The sequence below is a fragment of the Pseudomonas sp. ACN5 genome (assembly GCF_002303975.1).
GTDB classification, from domain to species: Bacteria; Pseudomonadota; Gammaproteobacteria; order Pseudomonadales; family Pseudomonadaceae; genus Aquipseudomonas; species Aquipseudomonas laurylsulfatiphila.
The window spans coordinates 124322-149638 of record NZ_MRCP01000004.1; the positions used below are offsets into that span (position 1 = coordinate 124322).

Annotated in this window: 18 protein-coding genes; 2 read left to right on the plus strand and 16 right to left on the minus strand. The window is 56.9% G+C overall.

Features of this window, described 5'->3' with window-relative positions; translation table 11 throughout:
* The first annotated feature begins 148 nt into the window (after positions 1-148).
* On the plus strand, positions 149-1183 hold the full coding sequence (locus BSF40_RS09200) for an alpha/beta fold hydrolase (RefSeq protein ID WP_095964883.1): 1035 nt from the start codon (positions 149-151) through the stop codon (positions 1181-1183).
* A gap of 202 nt (positions 1184-1385) precedes the next feature.
* On the opposite strand, the gene BSF40_RS09205 is transcribed toward BSF40_RS09200, so the two are convergent.
* The 16 genes from BSF40_RS09205 to BSF40_RS09290 all read right to left on the minus strand — a co-directional run bounded on the left by BSF40_RS09205 (position 1386) and on the right by BSF40_RS09290 (position 20805).
* On the minus strand, positions 1386-2714 hold the full coding sequence (locus tag BSF40_RS09205) for a sigma-54 dependent transcriptional regulator (RefSeq protein WP_095964884.1): 1329 nt from the start codon (positions 2712-2714) through the stop codon (positions 1386-1388).
* Entirely contained in the window at positions 2711-4624 is a 1914-nt protein-coding gene (locus tag BSF40_RS09210; protein ID WP_015093698.1) for a sensor histidine kinase, read from the minus strand. The genes BSF40_RS09205 and BSF40_RS09210 overlap by 4 nt, the downstream gene beginning before the upstream one ends.
* Positions 4625-4787: 163 nt before the next feature.
* Positions 4788-5522 (minus strand): amino acid ABC transporter ATP-binding protein, encoded by a 735-nt coding sequence (locus BSF40_RS09215; RefSeq protein ID WP_057716227.1) that lies wholly within the window; start codon positions 5520-5522, stop codon positions 4788-4790.
* Positions 5519-6190 (minus strand): amino acid ABC transporter permease, encoded by a 672-nt coding sequence (locus BSF40_RS09220; protein WP_095964885.1) that lies wholly within the window; start codon positions 6188-6190, stop codon positions 5519-5521. Before BSF40_RS09220 ends, BSF40_RS09215 begins: the two co-directional genes overlap by 4 nt.
* Positions 6190-6936 carry an amino acid ABC transporter permease gene (locus BSF40_RS09225; RefSeq protein ID WP_007975080.1) on the minus strand — a complete coding sequence of 249 codons (747 nt, stop codon included), beginning with the start codon at positions 6934-6936 and terminating at the stop codon, positions 6190-6192. The genes BSF40_RS09220 and BSF40_RS09225 overlap by 1 nt, the downstream gene beginning before the upstream one ends.
* Before the next feature lie 193 nt (positions 6937-7129).
* Positions 7130-8044: a glutamate/aspartate ABC transporter substrate-binding protein gene (locus BSF40_RS09230; RefSeq protein WP_095965129.1), complete on the minus strand. Its 915-nt coding sequence runs from the start codon at positions 8042-8044 to the stop codon at positions 7130-7132.
* A gap of 277 nt (positions 8045-8321) precedes the next feature.
* A complete protein-coding gene (locus BSF40_RS09235) occupies positions 8322-9950 on the minus strand; it encodes a glucan biosynthesis protein D (protein ID WP_095964886.1) in 1629 nt (542 codons plus the stop codon).
* 1573 nt (positions 9951-11523) lie between these two features.
* On the minus strand, positions 11524-12219 hold the full coding sequence (locus BSF40_RS09245; RefSeq protein ID WP_095964888.1) for a hypothetical protein: 696 nt from the start codon (positions 12217-12219) through the stop codon (positions 11524-11526).
* Between the two features lie 100 nt (positions 12220-12319).
* Positions 12320-12838 (minus strand): hypothetical protein, encoded by a 519-nt coding sequence (locus BSF40_RS09250; RefSeq protein ID WP_095964889.1) that lies wholly within the window; start codon positions 12836-12838, stop codon positions 12320-12322.
* 1340 nt (positions 12839-14178) lie between these two features.
* Complete coding sequence (locus tag BSF40_RS09255; protein ID WP_095964890.1) at positions 14179-14511, minus strand: hypothetical protein; 333 nt, start codon at positions 14509-14511, stop codon at positions 14179-14181.
* 400 nt (positions 14512-14911) lie between these two features.
* Positions 14912-15694 carry a slipin family protein gene (locus tag BSF40_RS09260; RefSeq protein ID WP_095964891.1) on the minus strand — a complete coding sequence of 261 codons (783 nt, stop codon included), beginning with the start codon at positions 15692-15694 and terminating at the stop codon, positions 14912-14914.
* A 3-nt stretch (positions 15695-15697) separates the two neighbouring features.
* Positions 15698-17083: a nodulation protein NfeD gene (locus BSF40_RS09265; RefSeq protein WP_172435682.1), complete on the minus strand. Its 1386-nt coding sequence runs from the start codon at positions 17081-17083 to the stop codon at positions 15698-15700.
* Positions 17084-17230: 147 nt separating this feature from the next.
* Entirely contained in the window at positions 17231-17764 is a 534-nt protein-coding gene (gene ppa / locus BSF40_RS09270) for an inorganic diphosphatase (RefSeq protein WP_095964892.1), read from the minus strand.
* Positions 17765-17790: 26 nt separating this feature from the next.
* Positions 17791-18087 carry a DUF6388 family protein gene (locus tag BSF40_RS09275; RefSeq protein ID WP_095964893.1) on the minus strand — a complete coding sequence of 99 codons (297 nt, stop codon included), beginning with the start codon at positions 18085-18087 and terminating at the stop codon, positions 17791-17793.
* Between the two features lie 674 nt (positions 18088-18761).
* Positions 18762-20147 carry a HAMP domain-containing sensor histidine kinase gene (locus BSF40_RS09285; protein WP_095964894.1) on the minus strand — a complete coding sequence of 462 codons (1386 nt, stop codon included), beginning with the start codon at positions 20145-20147 and terminating at the stop codon, positions 18762-18764.
* Positions 20125-20805 (minus strand): response regulator transcription factor, encoded by a 681-nt coding sequence (locus tag BSF40_RS09290; protein WP_095964895.1) that lies wholly within the window; start codon positions 20803-20805, stop codon positions 20125-20127. The genes BSF40_RS09285 and BSF40_RS09290 overlap by 23 nt, the downstream gene beginning before the upstream one ends.
* Positions 20806-21914: 1109 nt before the next feature.
* Between BSF40_RS09290 and BSF40_RS09295 the strand changes: the two genes are divergently transcribed.
* Positions 21915-25241, plus strand: coding sequence for an Ig-like domain-containing protein (locus BSF40_RS09295; protein ID WP_371918070.1), 3327 nt, complete (start codon positions 21915-21917; stop codon positions 25239-25241).
* Positions 25242-25317: the final 76 nt, after the last annotated feature.

Sequence of the window (25317 nt, forward strand, 5' to 3'; positions counted from 1 at the left end):
GGCGGTACATAGTTATCGCCAAACCGGCTGTGACGCCGGATGACCGCCCGGCGCTCTTCATCAAACTGTCATGGAACTGTGGCAGCGCGCTTGAACAAACTTCATCAGACTCGCGCTCTACTGGGGTTCTGCGTTTTGGTGTTTTTTCATGGGTGCTGCATTCTTTTCACGAATCATGTTTCTGGCCGCGCTGTTGTTCGGCCTGCCGTCGTTGGCGGCCTCGCGTTGTGACGTCAATGTTCCGACCGAACGGGTGGATCTGGCCCAGGTAAGCCTGGCGTACCAGAGCATCGGCCGTGTGTCGGATCCGGCCTTGCTGCTGGTGATGGGCCTGGGCGGGCAGTTGATCCACTGGCCGGACGAGGTGGTGGTCGCCCTGTGCCAGCAAGGGTTCCGGGTGATTCGCTATGACAATCGCGATGTCGGCCTGTCGACCTGGCGGCAAGCACCGGCCGAAGCCAACCTGACATTCGAAGTGCTGCGCTACAAACTCGGATTGCCGGTGTCGTCGCCGTACTCGCTGACCGACATGGCCGACGATGGCCTGGGCTTGATGGATGCCTTGCACATCGATCAATTCCACGTGTTGGGCGCCAGCATGGGCGGGATGATCGCCCAGCACATGGCGGCCATGGCCCCGCAGCGGGTCGAGAGCCTGACCCTGATCATGACCAGCTCCGGGGCCGAAGGCTTGCCGGCGCCGAGTGCGGCGCTGGTGCAATTGCTGGCCCGGCGGGGTGCACCGAACCGCGAGGTGGCCCTGGAACAACAGGCCGACTTGCTGGCGGCGCTGGGCAGCCCGATGGTGAGCGATGATCGTCAGGTGCTGTTGCATCAGGCGGCGCAGTCCTATGACCGGGCGTTCAATCCCGAGGGCGTGAAACGCCAGATCATGGCCATTCTCGCCGAGCCGAGCCGGGTCGCGCTGCTCAACCGGTTGCGGGTGCCGGCGCTGGTGGTGCATGGCACGGCCGACCCCTTGCTGCCGGTGATGCACGGGGTGCATCTGGCGGCGCATCTGCGGGGCAGTCAGTTGGTCTTGATTCCGGGCCTGGCCCATCGTTTCCAGGAGGCATTCAAGGTGCCGTTGCTGGCGGCGGTGTTGCCGTACTTGCGCGAGCACCGTGAAGACACTTCGCACTGGGCGCAGATCGAGCCTGTGGCCGATCACAATCTTCTCTAGCTCCCTCGGTCCAGTGTGGGGGCGGGCTTGCTCGCGAAGAGGGAGAATCAGTTGGCATTTGAGTTGACTGACACACCGCTTTCGCGAGCAAGCCCGCTCCCACAGGAGAATGTATTTCTCTGTGAAAGCGTAGTCAGGCCAGCGAGGGGGCTCACCACCACCGCCGCGCCCAGGGTCGTTTTGAGAATCAGGTCCACACAGCTCAATGGCTCAGGCCGTACTTTTTCACTTTGTCGAACAGCGTGGTCTTGGCCATGCCCAGTTCCTGGCTGGCCTGGGTCAGGTTGCCGCCGCTGCGTTGCAAGGCATCGCTGAGCAGGTTGCGCTCGAAGGCTTCCACCGCTTCGGCAAACGCCAGGCCTTGATTGCTGCCGCCGGCACCGGTTTTCTTGAACGCCGGCAGGCCCAGGGCAAAGCGCTCGGCAACGTTGCGCAATTCACGCACGTTGCCCGGCCAGTCGTGGCTCATCAGGTTGGAAACGGTCTGGTTGTCCAGCTCCGGCACCGCGCGATCGAAGCGCAGGGACGACTGCTGCAGAAAGTGTTCGAACAGTTGCAGGATGTCCTCGCGGCGCTCGCGCAGCGGCGGCAGTTCCAGGGTCACCACGTTGAGGCGGTAGTACAGGTCGCTGCGGAATTCGCCGGCCTTGCTCGACTCGACGAGGTCGGACTTGGTCGCTGCGATGACGCGGCAATCCACCGCCACGCTCTGGTTCGAACCGAGGCGTTCGAGGGTGCGTTCCTGCAATACCCGCAGCAGCTTGATCTGCAAGGGCAGGGGCATGCTTTCCACTTCGTCGAGGAACAGCGTGCCGCCGTCGGCGTGTTCGATCTTGCCGATCCGCCGCTTGCCCGCACCGGTAAAGGCGTTGGCTTCGTGGCCGAAGATTTCGCTTTCGAAGAGGTTTTCCGGCAGGCCGCCGCAGTTCAAGGCGACGAACTGCTTGGTGTGCCGCCGACTGAAATCATGCAGGCAGCGAGCGACCAGTTCCTTGCCGGTGCCGGTCTCGCCTTCGATCAACACGTTGGCCGACGTATCGGCGACGTTGGCGATCAGTTCCCGCAGGTTCTGCATGGCCGGCGAGCGCCCGATGATCCGCCCTTCGAGGGAGTCGCGCTCGGCCAGTTGCCGGCGCAGCGACGACACTTCCCGCGCCAGGCTGCGTTGCTCGAGGGCGCGGCGGGCTACGTCCACCAGGCGCTCAGGGGAAAACGGCTTTTCCATGAAGTCGTAGGCGCCTTTCTGCATCGCACCGACGGCCATGGAGATGTCGCCGTGACCGGTGATCAGCACCACCGGCAGGCTGCGGTCGCGCTCCTTGAGCCGGGTCAGCAACTCCAGGCCATCGATGCCCGGCAGGCGAATATCGCTGATGACGATGCCGGCGAAGTTGTCGCCGACCCGCACCAGGGCTTCTTCGGCGCTGCCCACGCCAATGCAGGGAATGTCTTCCAGGGTCAGCGCCTGTTGGCAGCCGAGCAGCACATGGGGGTCGTCTTCGACGATCAATACACTAAGGTCGTTGTTCATATTGGCTCGGCGGGAGTGGGGCTTACCAACGGTAAACTGAGGACGAATGCGGTACCACCGCTGGCCGGGTGCTCGACACCCAGGTGACCGCCGGTGGCGGCGGCCAGGCTGGCGGAAAGGGTCAGGCCAAGGCCCAGGCCCTGTTCGCCGGGTTTGGTGGTGAAGAAGGGTTCGAACAGGTGCTTGCGCGCTTCGGCGTCGATGCCGTGGCCGTTGTCACGCACGCGCAGCCGGTATTTGCCATCGAAAGTTTCGCCTTCGAGCCACAGCTCGGGTTGCGGCTGCGCTTGCATGGCATCGAGGGCGTTGCCGATCAGGTTGACCAGAATCTGTTCCAGGCGGGTCTGGTCGATCTGCACCTGCACCGCGTCAAAATGGCGGTGCAATTGCAGAGGCGTGTTTTCCACCCGTGCGCCGTGCAATTGCAAGGCCGCGTCCACCGCTTTGCCAAGGCAGGCCTGACCCTTGTCGTCACCGCGCCGGGCGAACGAGCGCAGGCTGGCAGTGATGCGGCCCATGCGGTCGATCAGTTCGTTGATGGTCTTGAGGTTGGTGCTGGCGACATCGAGCTGGCCGCGTTCGAGGAAGCGCACGGTATTGCCGGACAAGGTGCGTAGCGCCGCCAGCGGCTGGTTCAGTTCGTGGGCGATGCTGGTGGACATCTGGCCGATGGCCGCGAGTTTTCCGGCCTGTACCAGTTCATCCTGGGCGCGGCGCAAGGTCTCTTCGGCGTGCCGGCGTTCGCGGATCTGCCCCTTGAGCCGTTCGTTGCTGGCGCGCAGGTCGGTGGTGCGTTCGGTAATCCGACGTTCCAGCTGGTTGTTGGCTTCCTGCAAGGCTTCCCGGGCCGCGAGGCGGGTGGCGATCACCTTGCGCCGCTCGTTCCAGGCGATCAACAGAAAGGCGCAGAGGGCAAACGCCACGGCCACCAGAATCCCCTGGTTGATCGCTTCGCGGCGCAAGTCCTGGAGCGGCGTGAGCAGGGTGAAATTCCACGGCGTATCGCTCAAGGGCCGGGTTTGCGACAGGTAGCTGATGTTTTCATCGTCGCGATCTTGTTGGAGCAGCAGTTCACTGTTGGCCGGGAACGTGAGTTTTTCCACGCCTTCGGACAGGGTTTCCCGGGCCAGCGGTTGCAATTCGTTGAGCGGGAACCAGTAGTACTGCAGGCTGCGGGCAAGTTTTTCCTTGGTTTCTTCGCTCAGCGGCACCACCGATTTCAAGCGTCGAGCCGGATCGCTGGAGAGAATGATGATGCCGTTCTCGTCGCTGACGAAAGCTTCCAGCCGCGCGCGCTGCCAGCGCTCTTCCATGGCTTCCAGACGCACCTTGACCACCGCGACGCCGATGATCTTGCCGTGTTCTTCAAGGCCATGGGCCAGGTAGTAACCGGGTTCGCCGTTGGTGCTGCCGATGCCGTAGAAACGCCCCGGCTGACCGCGCACGGCGTTCTGGAAGTAGGCGCGAAAGGACAGGTCTTCACCCAGGTAACTGTCGACATCGCGCCAGTTGCTGGTGGCCATGACGCGGCCGGTGGTGTCCATCACGTAGATGGCCCGACTGCGGCTGCGCCGGTTCAGGCCTTCGAGGTAATCGTTGACCGTTTGCCGGTGTTCCGGGGTCGGGTCGGCCAGCAACTGCGAAACACTGGTTTCGAGCTCCAGCAGGCTGGGCAGGTAGGTGTATTTGCTGATTTCGCTTTCGACGGCACGGGCGTGCAGTTCCAGCTGACGCTGGCCGTTCTCGCCGAGGCTGCGAATGCCATAGTGCTCACTGATCCAGAAGCCGATATAGCCCAGGCCGATCATCATGGCGATGATCAGTGGCGGCAGGAACAAATGACGAACCAGACGGGGTTTCACGGCGAGTGATGGCGACGCTGCGCGATAAAGATTAGGGTCGCATTTCATCACAGATGCCTTGGGTCAACCACAACGCAAATCTCAAGATCACCACTGAACCAGTGTGGGAGCGGGCTTGCTCGCGAAAGCGGTGTGTCAGTCACATCTATGTTGGATGTGCCGCCGTCTTCGCGAGCAAGCCCGCTCCCACATTTGAGGAGCGGTGTTTTTCTTAGTGCTGCAGAATCTTGTTGAGGAAGTGCTGCGTACGCTCGGCGCGGGCATTGATGTCACCGAAGAATTCTTCTTTCTTGCAGTCTTCGATGATCTTGCCCTGGTCCATGAAGATCACCCGGTCGGCCACTTTACGGGCGAAGCCCATTTCGTGGGTCACGCACATCATGGTCATGCCTTCGTGGGCCAGTTGCACCATCACGTCGAGCACTTCGTTAACCATTTCCGGGTCCAGCGCCGAGGTCGGTTCGTCGAACAGCATGACGATCGGGTCCATCGCCAGCGCACGGGCAATCGCCACGCGCTGCTGCTGACCACCGGACAATTGGCCCGGGTGCTTGTGGGCGTGAGCCGAGAGGCCGACGCGCTCGAGCAGTTGCAGGCCTTTCTTGGTGGCTTCTTCCTTGCTGCGGCCCAATACCTTGATCTGCGCGATGGTCAGGTTTTCGGTAATGGTCAGGTGTGGGAACAGCTCGAAGTGCTGGAACACCATGCCCACGCGCGAACGCAGCTTCGGCAGGTTGGTCTTCGGGTCGGCGATGGAGGTGCCGTCGACCACGATGTCACCCTTCTGGAACGGCTCCAGGGCGTTGACGCACTTGATCAGGGTCGACTTGCCGGAACCGGATGGCCCGCACACCACGATCACTTCGCCTTTTTTGACCTCGGTGCTGCAATCAGTCAGAACCTGGAAGTCCCCATACCACTTGTTGATGCTTTTGATAGAGATCATACGGCGAACCTTTTTTGCAGACGCTTGACCAGCTGCGAGGCGGCAAAGCTGATGATGAAGTACACGAGACCCGCGAAAATCAGGAACTCATTGGAGCGGCCAATGATGTCGCCACTGGCGCGCGAAGCATTGAGGAAGTCCACCAGGCCGACGGCGTAGACCAGCGAGGTGTCCTGAAACAGGATGATGCTCTGTTGCAGCAACAGCGGCGTCATCTTGCGGAACGCCTGCGGCAGGATGATCAGGCGCATCATCTGGCCGTAGGACATGCCCAGGGCTTGGGCAGCGCCCATCTGGCCCTTGGGAATCGACTGCACGCCAGCACGGACGATTTCGCAGAAGTACGCCGCTTCGAACATCATGAACGCCACGATGCACGAGGCGAACGCGCCGATCGGGGTGTCTTCGCCGGTGATCCAGCGCAGCACGAACGGTACCGCCAGGTAGAACCAGGTGATTACCAGCAGCAACGGGATCGAGCGGAAGTAGTTGACGTACGCGCCGGCGATGTTTGACAGCAGCTTGCTGTGGGACAGACGCATCAACGCCAGGATGGTGCCGAGGATGATCCCGCCGACCACGCCCATGGCCATCAGCTTGAGGGTCATGACCATGCCGTTCCACAGGCCCGGCAGGGACGGGATGATGCCCGAGAAATCGAATTCCATCATTTACCCCCTACGGAGATCAGGCCCGGTACGGCGACTTTCTTCTCGACCAGGCGCATCAGCAACATCAGGCTCATGTTCAGGGTGAAGTAGATCAGCGTGGCCAGGGTAAAGGCTTCAAACAGGTTGGCGGAGAACTCGGCGGTCTGTTTGGTCTGCGCGAGCAATTCCATCAAGCCGATCAGCGACGCCACGGAAGTGTTCTTGAAGACGTTCAGGAATTCCGAGGTAAGCGGCGGAATGATGATCCGGTAAGCCTGGGGCAGCAGCACGTTCCAGTAGATCTGCGGCAACTTGAAACCCATGGCGCGGGCCGCGGATTCCTGGCCTTTGGGCAGGGCCTGGATACCGGTGCGCACCTGTTCGCAAACCCGGGCGGTGGTGAACAGGCCCAGGCATACGACAACGCTGAGGAAGGCCGAGGTGGTCGGGTTCAGGTCCTGCTTGTACCACTCTTGCAGGTCGGCCGGCAGCAGGTCGGGTACCAGGAAGTACCAGATGAACAGCTGAACCAGCAGCGGCACGTTACGGAAGAGTTCGACGTAGCAGGTGGCGATGCCCGATACGATGCGGTTCGGCACGGTACGCATGACGCCCAGGATCGAGCCCAGTGTCAGGGCGATGATCCAGGCCGCGATGGCGATGCCGATGGTCCAGCCCAGACCGGACACGTACCAGTCGAAATAGGTCTCGCTGCCCACGCCGGTGGACTTGAAGAACACGCCCCAGTCCCAGTTGTAATTCATTAGGGTCTCCCCTCAGTTCAATCGATGTACAAGTGCCCGCTTGGGGGAAGCTCCGTTCCCGCCTGACCTTGACGATCAGGCACACGCTCCCGGCTCGACAGCTACCGGTTCGAGTGTTTCCAAAAATTCCAGCAGGAAGTGACCACCTCCTGAAAGGGCGGCGGCCCTTTCAGGAGATAAGGTTAGTCAGAAATCAGGATTTCTTGTCGTCAGCCGCTTTATCAGTCGGATTGGCGATCAGGGCCTTGAGTTCGTCGCTCATCGGGAAGTTCAGGTTCAGGCCTTTTGGCGGAATTGGCTGCATGAACCATTTTTCGTAGATCTTGTTGATCTCGCCCGATGCGTAGGTGGCCTTGATGGCGTCATCCACAGCCTTCTTGAACGGCTCGTCGCCTTTGCGCACCATGCAGCCGTAGATTTCGTAGGACTGTGGAGTGCCGGTTACGGCCCAGTCGGTTGCCTTCTTGGCCTTGGCTGCTTCACCGGCCAGCAGGGCGTCGTCCATCATGAACGCAACGGCACGGCCGGTTTCCAGCATCTGGAACGACTCGCCGTGGTCTTTGGCGGAGATGACGTTCATGCCCATCTGCTTGTCGGCGTTCATCGCCTTGAGGATGCGCTCGGACGTGGTGCCGGCGGTGGTCACGACGTTCTTGCCGGCCAGGTCAGGGAAATCCTTGTACTTGGAGTCTGCCTTGGACAGCAGGCGAGTACCGATTTCGAAGATGCCGACGGAGAAGTCAACCTGCTGCTGACGCTCGACGTTGTTGGTGGTGGAACCGCACTCGAGGTCCACGGTGCCGTTCTGCACCAGCGGGATACGGGTTTGCGAAGTCACCAGGTTGTATTTGACCTGGAGGTTTGGCATGTCGAGGTCTTTTTTCAGGGCTTCGACGACTTTCAGCTGGATGTCGTGGGAGTAGCCGACCGGTTTGCCGGAAGCATCCGCGATATAGGAAAACGGAATGGAAGCGTCGCGATGGCCCAGGGTGATGGTGCCGGACTCTTTGATCTTCTTCAGGGTGCCGGTGAGTTCGGCGGCGAAAACTGGCGTGCTGATCAGAGCGGCAGCAATGGCTGCGCCCAGGATATGGGGAACGATGCGCATCAAATTTTCCTCGACATTGTTTTTTTTATGGAGCCAGTTCATCGGCCCTTTTGTGCTGCAAAACACCTGAGCGCTACGATGAGTGAGCGCAAAGGACATTCGTCGAAGAAGTGTAGAGCATGACTCGTGCCAGACCAGTCTGAATTAGTCAAAGTATTGATTTATAAGGGAATTAAATATTTTTTGCGCTGAAATGTCAGTGAAGTGATCCGGTTAACCGAACCGACCCGCAGGTCGCGTTCGGAAAACCGAATGCTGGCAGGGTGCTACCCGATCATCAGGTGTACTTGCGTTTGTCCGGCGCTGGCGGGAAGTACTGGTACAACCAGGTTTCACTCAGTGTGCGGTCGTTGGTGCGGATGAACAGGCGCAGCTCGACGGGCTCCACGCTGTCATTGGTCGGGTACCAGTCAAACAGGATGCGGTAGCCCTTGATGTCATCGAGCTTGAGCACGCTGAAATCCTTGACCTCGCCGTTCGAGCAAGTGACCACCGGCTCGATGCCTGTGCCTTCAGGCAAGCGGTCCAGACCACCACCGGTGAAGTCCACGGCAAAACGACGGGCCCAGACGGGCGGGTAATGCTCGCCCGGCGCCCAGCCTTCGGTGAAACCGCCCATCCCGGAACGGGTGGCGTTGACCCGTGCCAACGGCGTTCCGACTGGCGGCAATGCGCTCCAGTACAGCTTGTAGCCGTAGTTCAGCGAATCGCCGGCAGCCACCGGTTTCTTAGGGGTCCAGAAGGCGACGATGTTGTCCATGGTCTCGCCGGTGGTAGGGATTTCCAGCAGATCGACCGAGCCTTCGCCCCATGCGGTGGTCGGCTCGACCCACAGGCTCGGGCGGCGGCTGTACCAGTCGACGGTGTCCTGATAGCTGGCGAACTCGTGGTCGGTCTGCACCAGGCCGAAACCTTTCGGGTCCTTGTCGGCGAAGGCATTGAATTGCAGGGTCGCCGGGTTGTTCAGCGGACGGCAGATCCACTCGCCGTTGCCGCGCCACATGGCCAGGCGGTCGGAGTCGTGGATTTGCGGGTGAATGGTGTCGCACATGCGGCGCTCGTGGGTGCCGCAGCTGAACATGCTGGTCATCGGTGCGATGCCCAGTTGGTCGATGGCGGTACGTGCGTTGACGTGGGCATCGATCTCCATCACCACGCGCTCGGCCTGGCAATCGATATCGAAGCGGTAGGCACCGGTGGCGCTCGGCGAGTCGAGCAGGGCGTAGACCACGAAGCGGGTGCTGTCCTTGTCCGGTGTCTCGAACCAGAACTTGGTGAAGTCGGGGAATTCTTCGCGCTTCTTGGCGTAGGTGTCGATGGCCAGCCCGCGGGCCGACAAGCCGTACTGGCCGGTGGCGTCCACCGCACGGAAGTAACTGGCGCCGAGGAAGGACACGACATCGTGCTTGTCCAGTTCCGGGGCCTTGAACAACTTGAAGCCGGAGAAACCCAGGTCGCCCTTGAGCTGTGCGGTGTCGACCGTAGTGTTTTCATAGTTGAACAGCGACGGGCGGAAATGCACCTCGCGAGCCATCCGGGTTTTCGGATCGACGCTGTACATGCGCACCGGCTGCTTGAACCCCATGCCGACGTGGAAGAACTGCACGTCCAGCTGACCCTTGAGTTCTTTCCACAATGAATGATTGCCGTCGTAGCGGATCGCATTGAAGTTCTGCGGCGTCATGGTCGCCAGGGTCGGCGGCAACTGTTGCTTGGTGTCCTGGTAGCGATTGCTGGCGAGCTGTTTGGCCTGCAGCTTCAGCGCCTCGAAATCGAATGCGCTGGCCTCGCCATCAGCGGTGCCGCCGCTGGTGGCCCAGGCTTGGGCGGCCAACAGGCCCGTGGCGGACAAACCGGTGTAGGCCGCGATGGCCATGGAGGCTTTGAGCAAGTTCCTGCGGTGCATAAATACAACCTGTCGTGAGCAATCCCGCGCCGTTCCTGGCACGTGCTGGATCAGAAAAAACGGTTCGGACATGCCTTCGGCCAAACGCAACGGACTGTAGAACAGATGCCCGACAGCTTAAACCGTTCGATTGCAGAGCAAAATTGATTGATGGCACAGCGCCGGCTCGGCAATGAAACAAGACATGTCGGGAAACAATTCCGACAGTGATGTTTCAAAATTAAGTCTGTCGAGCCTGGTCCCAGCTAGCCCCTATCAGCCCTGATAAGGTAGGAGGTACGGCGGAGGAATTAAGTCTGTTGATGACTCAAAAGAGTCGGTTTTCAATTTCAGTCCTAGGAATTAAGTCTGTCGAAGCTTCGTAAGGCAATCGCATCCACATTTGTAAGCAGCTGATAACTTCAGCATTGCGATTTGTGAGCCTCAACGTCCAGATAGAAGATGATACGCGAACAAACAGAGCGAGCCTTTGATGAAGTGTTTGGTCGTCTCTTTGGCCCTAAAGAGCCAGGACAAGCAGATGCCTAACCCTTCCACCGAGGGGACGTCGTCCAGCAAGCCGCTGGCAGCCTCTCATGTCAAACGCTAGTTAACTTCTATGCTGGGAAGCGCTTACAAGTGCCTCCTCCTAATCGATTTCGATAGTATGCGACCGGCTACTTTGGGTCGGATTCAGCCGGTCGTGGAAGGCAGAGATCGGCCACAAGCCGCCTGTCGGCGATCGTCGAAGCAAACGGTGGTCAGAGCAATAGCGCCGGGCTACTATTCAGCCCTACATTTGCTGAAAAGCAATGCATGTCGGAGTTTATTAAGGCTCCTTAGGCACAGGAACAATTATGATTCTTGGATCTCAATATTTATTTTCAGCAGAGCTAAACAAAGAAAAGAACAACTTTCTAGTGTATGAGATCGGCCTGTTGAGCCTTAAGGCTGCGCTTTCAACCCGAGCGAAAGATTGGCCCATCTACTCGCCCTCCTGCAAGGAGTATCAGCGAGAAAAAGTTAAGCACGGTTTCCGGCAAGTGCTTGATGATATTTTTCCAAGTACTCGACTGAAATCGTGTACGAAAGCGAACATGTTCAATATATCGATAATGTCGCAAATTACTTTTCAGCCAAGCACGGAAGTTCGTTATATAAAGGCCGCTTCAGATTTGGCGTCGCCCAGAAGCTAATCAACATCCACTTGAAGTACATGTGGGTGGCGGGTTTGGGCTCTGAACCACCACACTGTCCGCTAGACGGGATCGTACGCGACTTAGCGTGCCTGAACTACGGTTGGACATCAAGTGACTCGAAATCACATTATATAGAAGCGATTGATCAACTCAGACATAAGGCATCACCAAAGAGCTTGTTAGTGTGGGAGCTCCAAGAGTTTCGCCGCAGAGCTCAACCTGGGACGTAAGCTCTTTGTTTCATCACTGACATTCACTAGCTTAAGAACGGATGACCGCTTTGTGTTGATTGCTGCCTGTCGCGAAGGGCCGCGTCGACCCGAAGCAGACGGTGGAGGTCAGAAATAAATCACCGTTATTTCTGACCCCATTACCACGCGGCAATGGTAGTTTATTCACTTCCTGGAGAAGAGGATGATGACTAGAATAGTGCACATCAAGGCGACAACCCAGCCCCCAATCTTCTTGATTTCGGCGACCTTAGAAATGAGCTCGGCATGTTCGGAATGAGTTGGTTGAGGTGCGACTTCCGTTGTTGTGCGCTCTTCCTCCGAATGATCGTTATGAGCTAATGGCGCCTTCCCGACTACTTGTATTGTCACCTGATCAGCAAGGATCTGGTTTTCAGCTTCAGCATCCCAAGCCGTAAGGCTATGCTTGGAAAACTCATCATAGAAAGACTCCACAATGTCTTGGCCCTTTGGGGCAAAAGTAAACCCCAATATGTAATTCGTCTGGTTTGGATAGACATCCAGTAAAAACTTGAAGGTTTCTCGAGAAACCCAGACTTGAATTTCAAAACAATGAGGCTGATGTTCAAAGGGAGGTATATAGGTGATACTCCCGAGATGCCCACTTTTCGAAGTCCCTTCCCATATGTGGACCGGACCTTCTTCTATATATTTTAGGCCGAAATCGTGGTTGCTCCAGGGAGCAAAACCAGGATTTTCGAAGCGAGAAGGGATAAAAAACTGACCATTGGAAGGCCTGGCCTGGAATACGAGTTTTCTGGATTCTCCCTCATTACGCAGATCGGCAAAGAATCGCGGATCGGAGAGATCGAGGTAAATCAATGGTTTGAACCAGTCCATGCAGAATCCTCAACTGTTTTGACCTAACACCCTGCTTCAGCCGCGGATTTTCCGCAGAGAAGCGGAGGAAAATCCGTCGGCTGGAAGCGATTGTTGGACCTCATGTATATCCCTTCCGAAACAAATCGCACGCCCTGTCGAGCTTGAGCGGATCAACGAACAACTCTCCAGTAAGTGGCTTGATAAATGTACCCTTTACCTCCAGTGTCAAGTGCGACGGCAGCGGAGTGCGGCGTCCACGGTTAGCGCCGTTGTCAATCCACCGCTGCGGATTGAGGGAGCTTGCTGGCGAGCTGTCGAAGGCTGCGATTTCGTCGAACAGCCAGACCTTTGCATGTGGACCATAGATAGTTCGGAGCACTACCTCCAGTGACTCAGCAAGGGGCTGTTGGTAATAAGCGCTACTCAGTGCGTCCTTTAACCCCCGCAGGACATCACGGTTGTAGAGGACGCCTTCTTCTGGCGAGAGGTAGTACTGGGCTCGGTAACCCGAACGACCGTTAAAGAATTGATCAAACGTGGCTTCCTGTTCCAAGGGAAGCTGGGCTACAAGCCTAAAGTATCCTTGGCATTCGTTTGCCTCTTGCCAGCACAAGCGAATACGACCGCTCTTCGCCACGCGGGAAACCTCCTCAATAACTTTGGCAAGTAGGTGGTCTGGTTGGGGTACTTCCAGGAGACGTGAGTGCCGAGAAGTTATCTCTGGTCCCAACGTCCATTCGGTAACAGGCACAATTCTCAGCGTTCTGTTCATGAGGTCCAACTCTAAATAGGCGTCAAGTGGGGGGGTAACGCCTTCACGGGCATAAATTTCCTTGTTCTCTAGTCCGCTCCTAACTAGGCCGGGGATCGTGACGGTACTGTGACCGCAGAAGGGGGTTATACACCATGGACAGAAGGCCTAATCTGCTCAATCAATTCCGGCAGCAAACCAAGCATAGCTTCTCATTTGCCATCGTTCTGCCCACCGGCTGCTCTTGGCCGTTTTCAGCCCTTCGCGGCAGGCAGAAATCGGCTCAGAGTGTGTAAAAAACGCTTCACAAAAATTGAAGTATGCGCATCTACGTTAAATCTGAAATTTTATCGGCACGTCAGCAGATGTGGATTTCGCGTAGAAACGCGATTTCCAGTCCGATTTTGAGTACCTGTCGCGCTCAAAAACGTTTTTACACAGCCTCGGCCAATAGCGGACGTCGGACAGCTAGTCAAATTTGGCGCAGCATCCGCCTGTGCCTGTGACAACTGCATCCCGCTTGACGAACAATGTCGGCGCGATGATCGGCAGAACGCGGCCAAAAGTACCCCATAGACATCATGCCTGAGAGTCCGTAATGTATAGAAATTATGTCGCATACTCTCCCAATCCCATGTCGTCCTTACTCATCTGGGATTCAGCCGATCAATGAGTTACGCATGGACAAGGAGCGTTATAATACCCACATCGCGCAACGCATTACGCCATATGCTTTGTCTACTCATAATTAAACCTTGAAGAAAAATCCAGGTAAAACTAATTAACCTTTACGTACCAAATGAAGCGAAATAAATCCAAAGCAAGCTGATTTCTATTATTCAAAACGATCAAGATGAATTTATCAAAAGCGCACTTACTGGGCTGACTGTTTGCATTAACGCTGTTGAGCAACGTAACTCTAGAATATATCTAGAGGTTCTCCTGCCGCAAGCTATTCAAAAGGCTATACGCGCCATTAATGCTTACAAGCCAAAAATAGAGTAGCGCAAGACATAAATATTAAGCTTCGAGCAGAAAAGCCATTTCACCACCCTCTAAGCGGGCAGTTCAGAAAAACCGACTTTCTAAACGGAATCGACTGATTCCTGGTCGTTGCGACCGGCAGAACTCGGCCACAAGCAGTTATCCAGAACATGACAACGAACCGAATAGCCACCAAATGAAAGCCGTTCAACGCCTAGCCTGCAAGCCGTGTGAAAATCCACCTACATCGACTTGGTTGAAACCACTTCGACAAATCGGAATTTTTTCCTAGCCGCCTTAGTAGCTTCTTGCTCTGCTAGGAGGGTACTCAACGTATCGGCCTCATGGACCATCTCGTGCGTCTTACCTTCAAATTCATTGCCCACCCGGAGCGTGACTCTCAGCCTGGGCGTGAATGCTTTCGCAACTTTCTTTTTCTCTGCCGCGTTCGCCGACTGCGTGATCACGATATCCGAGAGAGGCTTTTGCACTGGAGGCGCACCGCCATGCGTAACTTGCTCGCCACCACCGAACAGCGCCTGGCGCATCTCTTCTTCAATTAATACTGGGTTCATGCCAATTCTCAGAGGGATGTTATGAGTAGCTGGTACGATTCTATCAGCATGACGAATTTCTCCAGTAGCGAGTCCCCTCTGATCAGGTCTAACCCCTTGGCCACCACGGCTGAAGGATTTAGGTTCGCCGTGTACCGACACGGCCACGTAAGGCCAAACCAAAGCTGGCTGCGGCGACCGGTTGAGTCCACAGCCAAATACGGCCCCTTAAAATGGCCAGCCGAATGTTCCGTTCAAGATCGGTTGCAGTACATCCAAAGCTGATTCGTATAAAAGTAACGACATGATGTCTGGATGTTGGCGCCGCCGCCGAATTGACCCACATGCCGATGGAAAACTAACTCACCTATAACCGGGGCAAGGCCAGCACAGGCAATGGTTCGCAAGGGATCAGACGGTGTCAATGACATCTCGGCAACTGGGTCAATGCGGCGGCGGCGCCAACAGCCATTCCTTTCAAAAACTCAATCGGCAATGGAAATACAATGGTCGAGCTCTTGTCCCCGGCGATGGCACCCAGTGTCTGCATATAGCGTAATTGCATGGCACCAGGCTGGCGCCCAAGCATTTCGGCGGCCTGCATGAGCTTCTGCGAAGCCTGTAATTCCCCTTCAGCATGTATCACCTTGGCCCGCCGTTCACGCTCGGCCTCGGCCTGTTTGGCGATGGCACGGATCATCGACTCATTGAGGTCGACGTGCTTGATCTCGACGTTCGCCACCTTGATCCCCCAGGCATCGGTCTGGGCATCAAGCACTTGCTGGATATCGGTATTTAGTCGTTCACGCCCGGCGAGTAGCTCGTCAAGCTCATGTTTGCCGAGCACGGCCCGCAGGGTGGTCTGCGCCAACTGGCTGGTGCCCATAAGGAAGTCTTCGATCTGAATGATCGCCTTTTGCGGGTCAAGAACCCGGAAGTAGAGCACTGCGTTAACCTTCACCGAGACGTTGTCGCGGGTAATCACATCCTGTGTCGGCACATCGAGCACCACGGTGCGCAAATCCACGCGAACCATCTGTTGCACCATCGGAATCAACAGAATCAATCCCGGCCCCTTGACCCGCCAAAAGCGCCCGAGTTGGAACACCACCCCGCGCTCGTATTCGCGCAGAATCCGGACGGCCGAGAACACCAACACAAGGAGCAGGGCTAGCAGCGCGCCAAAACCCAATTCGATGAACATGGATCAACCTCCTCGCGGTGGCGTTTCATCCAGCGCAGTGACGTCCAGCATCACGCCCGTGCGCGCCACCACCCGGACCTGTTGGCCCAGATGCAGGGGCGAGCGGCTCTGCACTTGCCATTTTTCGCCCTGCAGTTGCACCCAGCCGCTCATTGGTAGGCCAGGCATCAGTCCCGTCACCGTGACCAGGCTGCCGACCAAGCCCGCATCGCCGCTGACCAGGGCACGGCGTCGGGCCTTGAGCGCCATACCGACCAGAGTCATCAACAACAGGGCGCTGATCAGTGCCATACCGATGATCAGCGTCAACGGGATGCCGAAGCCTGGTACATCGGTGTCCATTAAAATCACTGCACCTACTACAAAGGAAACTACCCCGCCCAAGCCGATTACACCAAAACTCGGTAGAAATGCCTCCGCGATCATGAAGGCGAGTCCTAGCAGAATCAGTCCGACCCCGGCGTAATTCACGGGTAACAGTTGCAGGGCATACAGCCCCAGCAACAGGCAGATGCCACCGAGTACCCCTCCGACGCCCGATCCAGGGTTCATGAATTCAAATATCAGGCCATAGACCCCGAACATGATCAGCAGCAATGCCACGCTGGGGTTGGTGATCACCACCAGCAGTTGTGTGCGCCAATCAGGCGCATGGTCGATGAGCGCAGCCCCGGCGGTGCTTAGCCTCAACGTTTTACCGGCGACATTCAGGCTCTTACCGTCCAGTTGCTTGAGCAGGTCTGCCACGTCATTGGCCACATAATCGACCACCTTAAGTTTGAGCGCTTCGTCGGCCGACAGGCTCAGCGATTCACGTACCGCTTGTTCGGCCCAGTCGGCATTGCGGCCGCGCAATTGCGCAAGACCACGGATGTAAGCCGCCGCATCGTTGATCTGTTTTCGAGTCAAGGTGTCCTGTAGCTCAGGCGGAGAATTCTTGTCAGTGGTGGGTGTGGTGGGTGAGCGCGGTGGCTCGGGTGCGGTCCCGGGTAGGCCGCCGATCTGCACTGGCGTAGCGGCGCCCAAGTTGGTACCCGGGGTCATGGCGGCAATGTGGCTGGCATACAAAATATAGGTGCCGGCGCTGGCCGCGCGTGCGCCACTAGGGGCAACGAAACTGGCCACTGGCAGGGGGCTGGCCAGAATCGCCTTGATGATCAAGCGCATCGAAGTGTCCAGCCCGCCGGGGGTGTCGAGGTTGATGACCACCAACTGCGCGCCCTCGGTCACCGCACGCATCAAGCCGCGTTCCACGTAGTCGGCACTGGCCGGACCAATAGCATCGTTGACGGTCAGGACCACGACACTGCCCGCAGCCGTCGCCGAAACCGTCGGTAGCCAGACCAGTATCATCACCAAGAGCAGGCGGCGCCACCAGTGACTGTTCACGGGACCCTCCCAGTTGCGGGTTCGGCAGTCTTCAACCTTCACTTAAAGCGTAGTTGAGACAGCCATGGGCGATACAGGCGCGGCGGTTAGTCCATTGTCTATGGAGATAGGGGGCGCTTCACAACTGTGGCTCAAGCGTGCGTCAATCTACTGTCTTCTGACAAAAGTGGCGACCGACTTGCGAATTTCCTCCCTCGCTTCATCTGAGTTCCCCCAACGGCCCATCTTCACCCACTTCCCCGGCTCCAACGTTTTGTGGTTTTCAAAATACTCCTGGATCTGGGCGAGCAACATTACGGGAAGGTCTTCCCACTCCTTCACGTTGCTGTACATAGCGCTAAGGCTCTCGTGAGGTACCGCGATTACTCTGGCTCCCGGGCCAGTTTCGCCTGTTGTGTACATCACACCAATTGGACGACTGCGAACTACAACGCCAGGCGATACTGGGTAAGGGCAAATTATCAGTACGTTCAGAGGATCACCATCATCACTCTGTGTATTTGGAATAAATCCGTAGTAGGCCGGATAGAGCATCGTTGCGCTGAAAAAACGGTCAACGAAAACCTGGCCACTTAATTTGTCCATTGCGTAAATAACTGGAGAATGGTTTGCAGGGATCTCGATAACTGTAAAGAAATCATCGGGGACTTCGTTACCTGCTGTAATTTCCTTATAATTCATGTTCGCACCTCAACAATTTAAGAAGACTACCCGCTAATCCCATTTAGTTGGCAATACTCCTCCCAGTCCATTTCTACCATTTCTGCCACTTCTCGATGGAACTCTAGGGTAAGGTATTTCAGTTGCTCTGGGGACTCTGAAATCATTGTGAGGGTTAGCTCCCACACCTCGATTCCCAGACGCATAGCCTCTTGCTCAAAGGCTGATTCAATGCAAAGTTTTCTTTCGACCAGACTCAACCCTTCGACAGCGTCATTGAGCGATGAATTACCGTTGAAAAATTTCGAGAGTGCTAACTCTCTTCGTAAATCATCCGAGTTCATCAGCTTCTCCAGCACTATCATCCGTCTGGGTATTTTTGCCTCAGAGTGACATGGATACTGCCGATGGCTAGGCAATCTCAGTGTCAACAAACCAGCCCCGGACCATTTTGGTAAAAACAGATGCATCGCATCCCACCAACGCTGCCACCACCCACCCAGCTCTCAGCTTCTGGCCGTCATCGTACAGATCCAGTCTTCCGACGATGGTATCAGCGGCAATGAGGGCCTCCAGCGGTCCATCAATCTCAGGGGGCGTCTCTACTTTTCGATTTGTGTTTTGGTGAGGGTCAGATCGTCCGGCAACCCCAGCGCAATCAATCGTTGTTTACCCTTCCAGAGCACAGACTATGTGAGTAGACGCATATCGCTGTTGTGACTGGTAATAACGCCTCCCGTTGCCACGTAGATCGTATTCAAGCTTGGGCCCCGAAATTTGGCGCCGCAGGAACCATCACCCTCGAGTGTCAGTGTCAGCCAGAGCATGCTTAACCAAAATCAAGAAGCGTTGTGACACAGAGCACGACCAACACAAGCCGGAACAATAGGCATTTCACAAGCAGAAGCCTTGGTTTAGCTTGAGCAGACAGTACTGCAAGGCTAGTGCACGGTACTGGGGCACTCACATTAAGCTAATTAAATTAAATTTAATGTTCAGCCTCTGTTGAATCCGAAGATCAGTCGGAGATCATTGGGCAGTGAATCAAGACACGGGTACCGCTGTGCATAGCGGCAGACTGGATATCTAGGGAGTAACCGTGCAATTTGACGATGGCAGCGACCAACGATAATCCAAGGCCATGCCCGGGTTGCATTCTGCTTGCATCCCCTCGATAGAGTCTGCGGATGACGTGTGTACGGTCCGTCTCGGGTATGCCGGCCCCATCGTCAGCGACTTCAATGATGACCGTTGAACCCTTGATACTGCCCTGCAGTTTGATATGCCCCCCCTCTGGCGTAAATTTGATGGCGTTATCGAGCAAATTGACCAGGGCTTCAAACAGCAACGAAGCGTCGCCATACAGTTGGGGTAACTCATTGGTAATTTCCAGGGAGAGCGTCTGAGAGCGATCTAGTGCCAGAGGTTCATAAAAATCATGTGCTTGTTGTAACAGCGCCATGATTTGAAACGGAGCAAATGCCGAACGGCGGCGCATGTCGTCGAGTTCGGCAACCCGAAGCAATCCTTGAAAACGCACCATGATCGATTCACTTTCCTCAAGGGCCTGATTTAATGTTTGCTCATGATCACTGTCCAATGGCAGTTGCTGGAGCTGATAAAGCCTCGCTCGCAGCCGTGTCAGCGGCGTACGCAAATCATGGGCGACACCATCGCAGACGCTTTTGACCTCATGCATCAGTTGCTCGATATGATCGAGCATCGTATTCACAGCGCTTGCCAGCATATCCAATTCATCGCGGCGGGCGGACAAGGGTAAACGCTCCGACAAGTTGCCTGAAACGATACTCTCCGTACAAAGCTGCAAGCGTTTGACACGGCGCAATGGCAGACGCCGCAATAAATGCCAACCAATCAATCCTGGGATGAGCGTTAACGAAAACCCCCACATCAATGCCTGCTCGATAATCCCACCAACAGCTGAAATCGAGCCACCGTCGCGTGCCAAAATAAGAATATGTCCGTCGCGGCGCCGTGTTAAAAGGGCATAGCTACTTCTTGTTTCTTCATTGGGCAACGCAATACTCAATCCGCGCTCAAGGTAGTGGACCTTGCCATCGTCGGGCAGACTGGAGCGTAGTTTGAGCAGGTCTCCTGCGACGTGTTGTCCATCGGATGTGAACAATCCGTAAGCATCGATCCCGGGCGTCGAGTAGGCTTCACTGGCAGCCAGTTCCTTCACCAGTTTTTTATCATCAATTTTTTCATAGTAGTGCGCACGCTGCAGTAACGTCCGCTCTGCAACGGTTCCCAGGTAGTTGGAGATTTCCCAGTACAACACACCGGTAAAAAGTGCCCCCCAAGCGACAAAAAATATGGCGTAGAACCCGATCAGTCGACTACCGGATGAGCGCCATTCCTCAGTCTTTGGTAGCAAGGACATAGCCGGCACCACGTATTGTATGGATGACGGGAGAGCCTTCATCGCCTTCGAGTTTTTTGCGCAGTCGGCCAATGTGAACATCTATGATGTTCGTACCCGGATCAAAGTGATAGCCCCAGACTTCTTCGAATAGCATAGTACGGGTGACCAGTTGGCCAGCACTACGCATCAGGTAATTAAGCAGTTTGAACTCAGTTGGAAGCAACTGAATGTGTTCGTCGTTTCGAGTCAATGTGTGCTCCACCAGATCCAGTCGCAGGTTTCCACAACTGAGATGCGGATGGCTGGAGTCGGCACTGCTACGTCGAAGCAGTGCGTCTAGACGCGCAACCATCTCGATAGGAGAAAATGGTTTGGTCAAATAGTCGTCGCCGCCCGCACGAAGCCCCTTAACGCGCTCATCTACATCTGAAAGCGCACTGATCATCAGGACCGGTGTCTGGATACCAAGGCCCCGCAACGTGCTGACAATTGTTAGCCCATCAAAATCGGGAAGCATCCGATCAAGAGTAATGGCGTCGTATCCTCCTGCGATTGCTGAGGCCAGTCCGTCCCGTCCGGTGGCGGCCCATTCAGGACTGAAACCGTGACATTGGAGTGCAGTGATGATGATTTCCGCCGTTACTTTGTCATCCTCTATAACCAACGCACGGCTCATAACTTCCTCCGTTTAATCTGTTTACATTTCCTCCGGCTCAATGCCAAGAGCCGATGCAGCCGTACCCTAGTGACCAACGCAACGGAGGAAAATTAAATTTTTCTTAACCTACCTTAACGTCGCCGCCTGGCATCGGATGGACATATTTCCAATAGCAGATGCTCACACGCACCGAAAGGATGAATATGTGCCCCCCTTATCTGGCTTTCTTTTATTCGGCCTGGACTCAGCATGGATATGCTAGGGAAGCCTAGCGCAAAGCCCCATACGGTAACTGGATAGCTTGTGTGGTGGTACGAGCAGCACAGAATTGAATTGTTCCTGGAGAGCATCGGCTTGAGGGTCAACATCCAAAGGCGAAAATGGAGCTGAGTGTTGGCGAGCGGTACGGCAGATGTCACTCGTGAGCCAAGCGTCCAGTTTGTTCAAAACTCCTTCAAAGCCACGTTGGTGCCCGAGTCTCTCGTTGATTGCGACCAGCTCGATTCCTGTCTGCCTGATTGCTTAAAAAAATGACTTTTGGCAATATCGACCTTCTGCGCTCCTTTGTCAGTTCTCCATCCCTCTCATATGGGAACTGCGTAATTGAGAAGCGCAGATCAACCCGGCTAAGTGCCGGGTTTTTTTTGTTCGCTCGACAATTATGTGGTTCACGTTGAACAATTTTTTGCCGGGCGTGGCGCCGCTACATTATGCATAGCTCGGCGTAGATCCCCACCAGTGAGGCCTCAAAGAATTACCACTGATGAGATGCGTTTGAACGCCATGAAGGTGTGTAGACCGCCGGATGTCATACAGATGGCCACCACTGCCCCCCCCAAATAAGGGGCATTTCACCCGCTTAAACGACCATCCCCCCCCAAAGGTCTCCCTCTGCGTATTTCATGCCGCTGATACTCGCAAAAATAACTTATTGATAAGTCGTAATTTTTTTCATCCTTTTACACTTGGCCCAGCTTTTGCCGTGGTCCCTATACCGCCGCAGTTGTCGTCCCGATTGGGGCTGGGGGTTCGCCTTTTGGGCATGACGAAAGGGGACAAAAATGAAACTCGCTACACTAGGGTTCAGTTCACTCAGCTTGTTACGGACGCCGGGGGCGGTCTCTGTGATGGTGCTCTCTACCAGCCTTGCCTCGGTCAGTGCGGCACCGTTGGATGATTTCGGTCCGCCGCCGCCAACGGATCCTTCGGCGTTTACCAATCCCCCTGCCGACCCCAAGGCCGCGTTGGATGCCTTGCTGACATTGCCACCCGCCAACCAGGGCGCCATCGCCCTGCCCAATGGCGTTTTTGGCACCCGCACCACGCCAACGGTCGACAACGTGCTGCCGCCAAACCTGCAGACATCCTTCAAGATCCCCACCAATGGCAAGCCCAGCCCATTGTTCGGAGCTCTGCCGTACACTCAGCAACTGCTGCTGCTTGAAGAATTCGGCACGGAAAAACTCGACCCGACCCTACCGGCACCGCCCCTGACCTTCCCGGTTCCGATTGTCGGCCCGGCCCCCCAGCAGGACCCGAACAACATCGCCCGCAGCGGCCCTTCGAGGGCGGCACTGGAAGCCTTCTTGCGCCAGCCGGGGCTGTACCCGTTTCCATCGCAGTTTTCCAACGTGCTGGACCGCAATCCGTGGAAAGCGCAAATCGAAGCTTTCCTCAACCGCCATCCGGTCGGCTCGCCGGCCGAAGGTCGTCCGCCAGGAAAAGGCTGGTCGCACCAGCGCTGGAACGAGTTCTTCCCACAGGTCGCCTTCAAGACCGCGCAAGCGGGCGCCCAGCTCAACAACGGCATGCGCGACCGCCGACAGTTGCACAACTACGCCGTCGGTGAGTTCGGGCCCGGTGGGCTCTACAACCAGACCTCGGCCACCCCGGTCATTGCGGGCACCACCAAAGGCATAAATGTCCGTTTTCACCCCAACATGCCGATTCAGAACCACAAGGCGCTCTGGACCTTCGACGGCACCTTTCCGCCAAAGCTGTTGATGGTGCGGTACGGCCAAACCGTGCTGTTGCGGCACTACAACGCCCTGCCGATCGATCCGTCGGCCAACATGGGGTTTGGCCTGCACACCCTCACCACCCACGAACACAACGGCCACACTCCAGGCGAAAGCGACGGATTTGCCAATGCGTTTTTCTTCCCCGGGCAGTACTACGACTATCGCTGGCCGCTGCAACTGGCCGGTTACGACACCATCAACACCAGCGCCCAGGATCCGCGCGCGGCGTTCCCCTGCGCCCCGGGCGAAACCCTGTATGTCAACGATGCCACGCCGGGCCTCAAGACCTGCAACAACGGCAGCATCAAGATCCGTGGCGACTGGCGTGAAACCATGAGTACCCACTGGTTCCATGACCACATGCTCGATTTCACCGCGCAGAACGTCTACAAGGGCAACGCGGTGATGATGAATTACTACAGCGCACTGGATCGCGGTAACGAAGCCTTCGAAGACGGCGTCAACCTGCGTCTGCCCAGCGGTTCGGCATTGCCCTGGGGCAACCGCGACTACGATGTGAACCTGATAGTGGCCGACAAGGCTTGGGACACCAATGGCCAGTTGTGGTTCAACCCGTTCAACACCGATGGCTTTCTCGGCGATCAGATCCTGGTCAACTGGCTGTACCAGCCGCGCCTGAACGTGCGGGCGCGCAGCTATCGCTTCCGCATCCTCAATGCTTCGGTGTCGCGCGATTTCAGGATCGCGCTGGTGCGTGAAATCGCCGGCACCGGTGGCGAATTCCCCGGCCCGACCGGTTCCGGCCTGTCTTACACCCGCGTGCCGTTCCACATGATCGCCAACGACGGCAACCTCATGGAACACGCCGTGCCGTTCGATGGCAGCATGGACCTGGACGCCGACGGCGATGTGCAGGACCACAACGCTATCCTGCCCACCCAGAGCATCGCCGAGCGTTACGACATCATCGTCAACTTTGCGAAAAACGGGATCCAGACCGGCGACAAGCTGTATTTCGTCAACCTGATGGAGCACCACGACGGCAAGGGTCCAGAGGCTGTAGCACTGAGCCTGGCCGATGTCCTGTCCGGCAAGTACAAGGCAGTGCTCAAGCTGGGCAGCAAAGGGTTGGAATGGGACGCTGGCGACCCGGCGGTGGGCAAGTTCATGCAGCTGGTGGTCCAGCCTTATGCCGGCCAGGACGTGAGCATGAACCCCGCCGACTTCGAACCCGCCAAACCGGGAAAACCGGCCGGCAAGACCATGATCCCGCTGACCCTGAACCGCGACGACCCGACGGTGCAAGCCAAATTGAAACTGGCGCGGCATCGCGAGTTCATCTTTGGCCGCTCCGACGGCACCGACGAACAACCCTGGACCATCAAGACCGACGGCGGTCCAGGCTTCCCCATGGACCCACGCCGGATCAGCGCCGCCCCGCAACTGGCCAACGGTCCGACCCCGGCCGGGTTCTCCGGCGACGGCACCCTGGAAGTGTGGAAAATCAGGAACGGCGGCGACGGCTGGAGTCACCCGGTGCACGTGCATTTCGAAGAAGGCATCATCCTCAACCGTGACGGCAAGGCGCCGCCGGAATGGGAAAAATGGGCACGCAAGGACGTCTATAACATCGGCGTAGGAATCGACAGCTCGCAGGACGTGGACATTGCGATCCGCTTCCGCGAATTCGCCGGGACCTATATGGAGCACTGCCACAACACCCAGCACGAGGACACGGCCATGCTGCTGCGCTGGGATGTCGAGCACCCCGGCCAGTTCCAGTTGATGCCAACGCCTCTGCCCGGCTGGGACGGTGTCACCTACGTCAACTCCGCCGCGCTGCCGACCTTCCGCACTGGCGATAAACGTGTCGAGGACGAGGACAACCAAAAACCGGTCGCCAACGCCGACAGCGCCATCAGTAACACCGGCCAACCGGTGACCATCAACGTGCTGGCCAACGACACCGACCCTGACGGTAACGTGCCACTTAAAGTGGTGGGCCTGGAGCAACCGGACTCCGGCAAGGGCGTGGTCAGCACCGATGGTCTGCGCGTAATCTACACACCACCGGCCACGATCCCCGCGCCGTTCACCGCGACCTTTACCTATCAGGCTAGCGATACCAGGGGCGCCGAGTCGGCCCCGGCGACGGTGTCTGTGGCGGTCTCGGCAGCGGTCAACGAGAACCTGATCGTCACCAGCGCGACCGTCACCGCCCGCAGCAACAGCCGCTGGTATTGGGTCCTGTCCGGCACCACGTCCCGTGGCACGGGCAATACCATCACGGCGACGGCCACGACCACAACCGGTACGGTGAACCTTGGCACCGCCACCCTGACACGTACGCCTACAGGCGCTCGTTGGCGAATAGCGGTGACGACCGTCGGCAGTGGTCCGTCGCCGAGCCCGACAGCGACCATCAAATCGGCCTTCGGTAAGACAGTAACGGTGCCAATTAGCCGTCGTTGATACAAAGTCTTAAGTGGGCTGCCGTTGTGCGTAGGAAGATAAGCACGTTGTAAATCATCACGACGCAGTGGCTAAT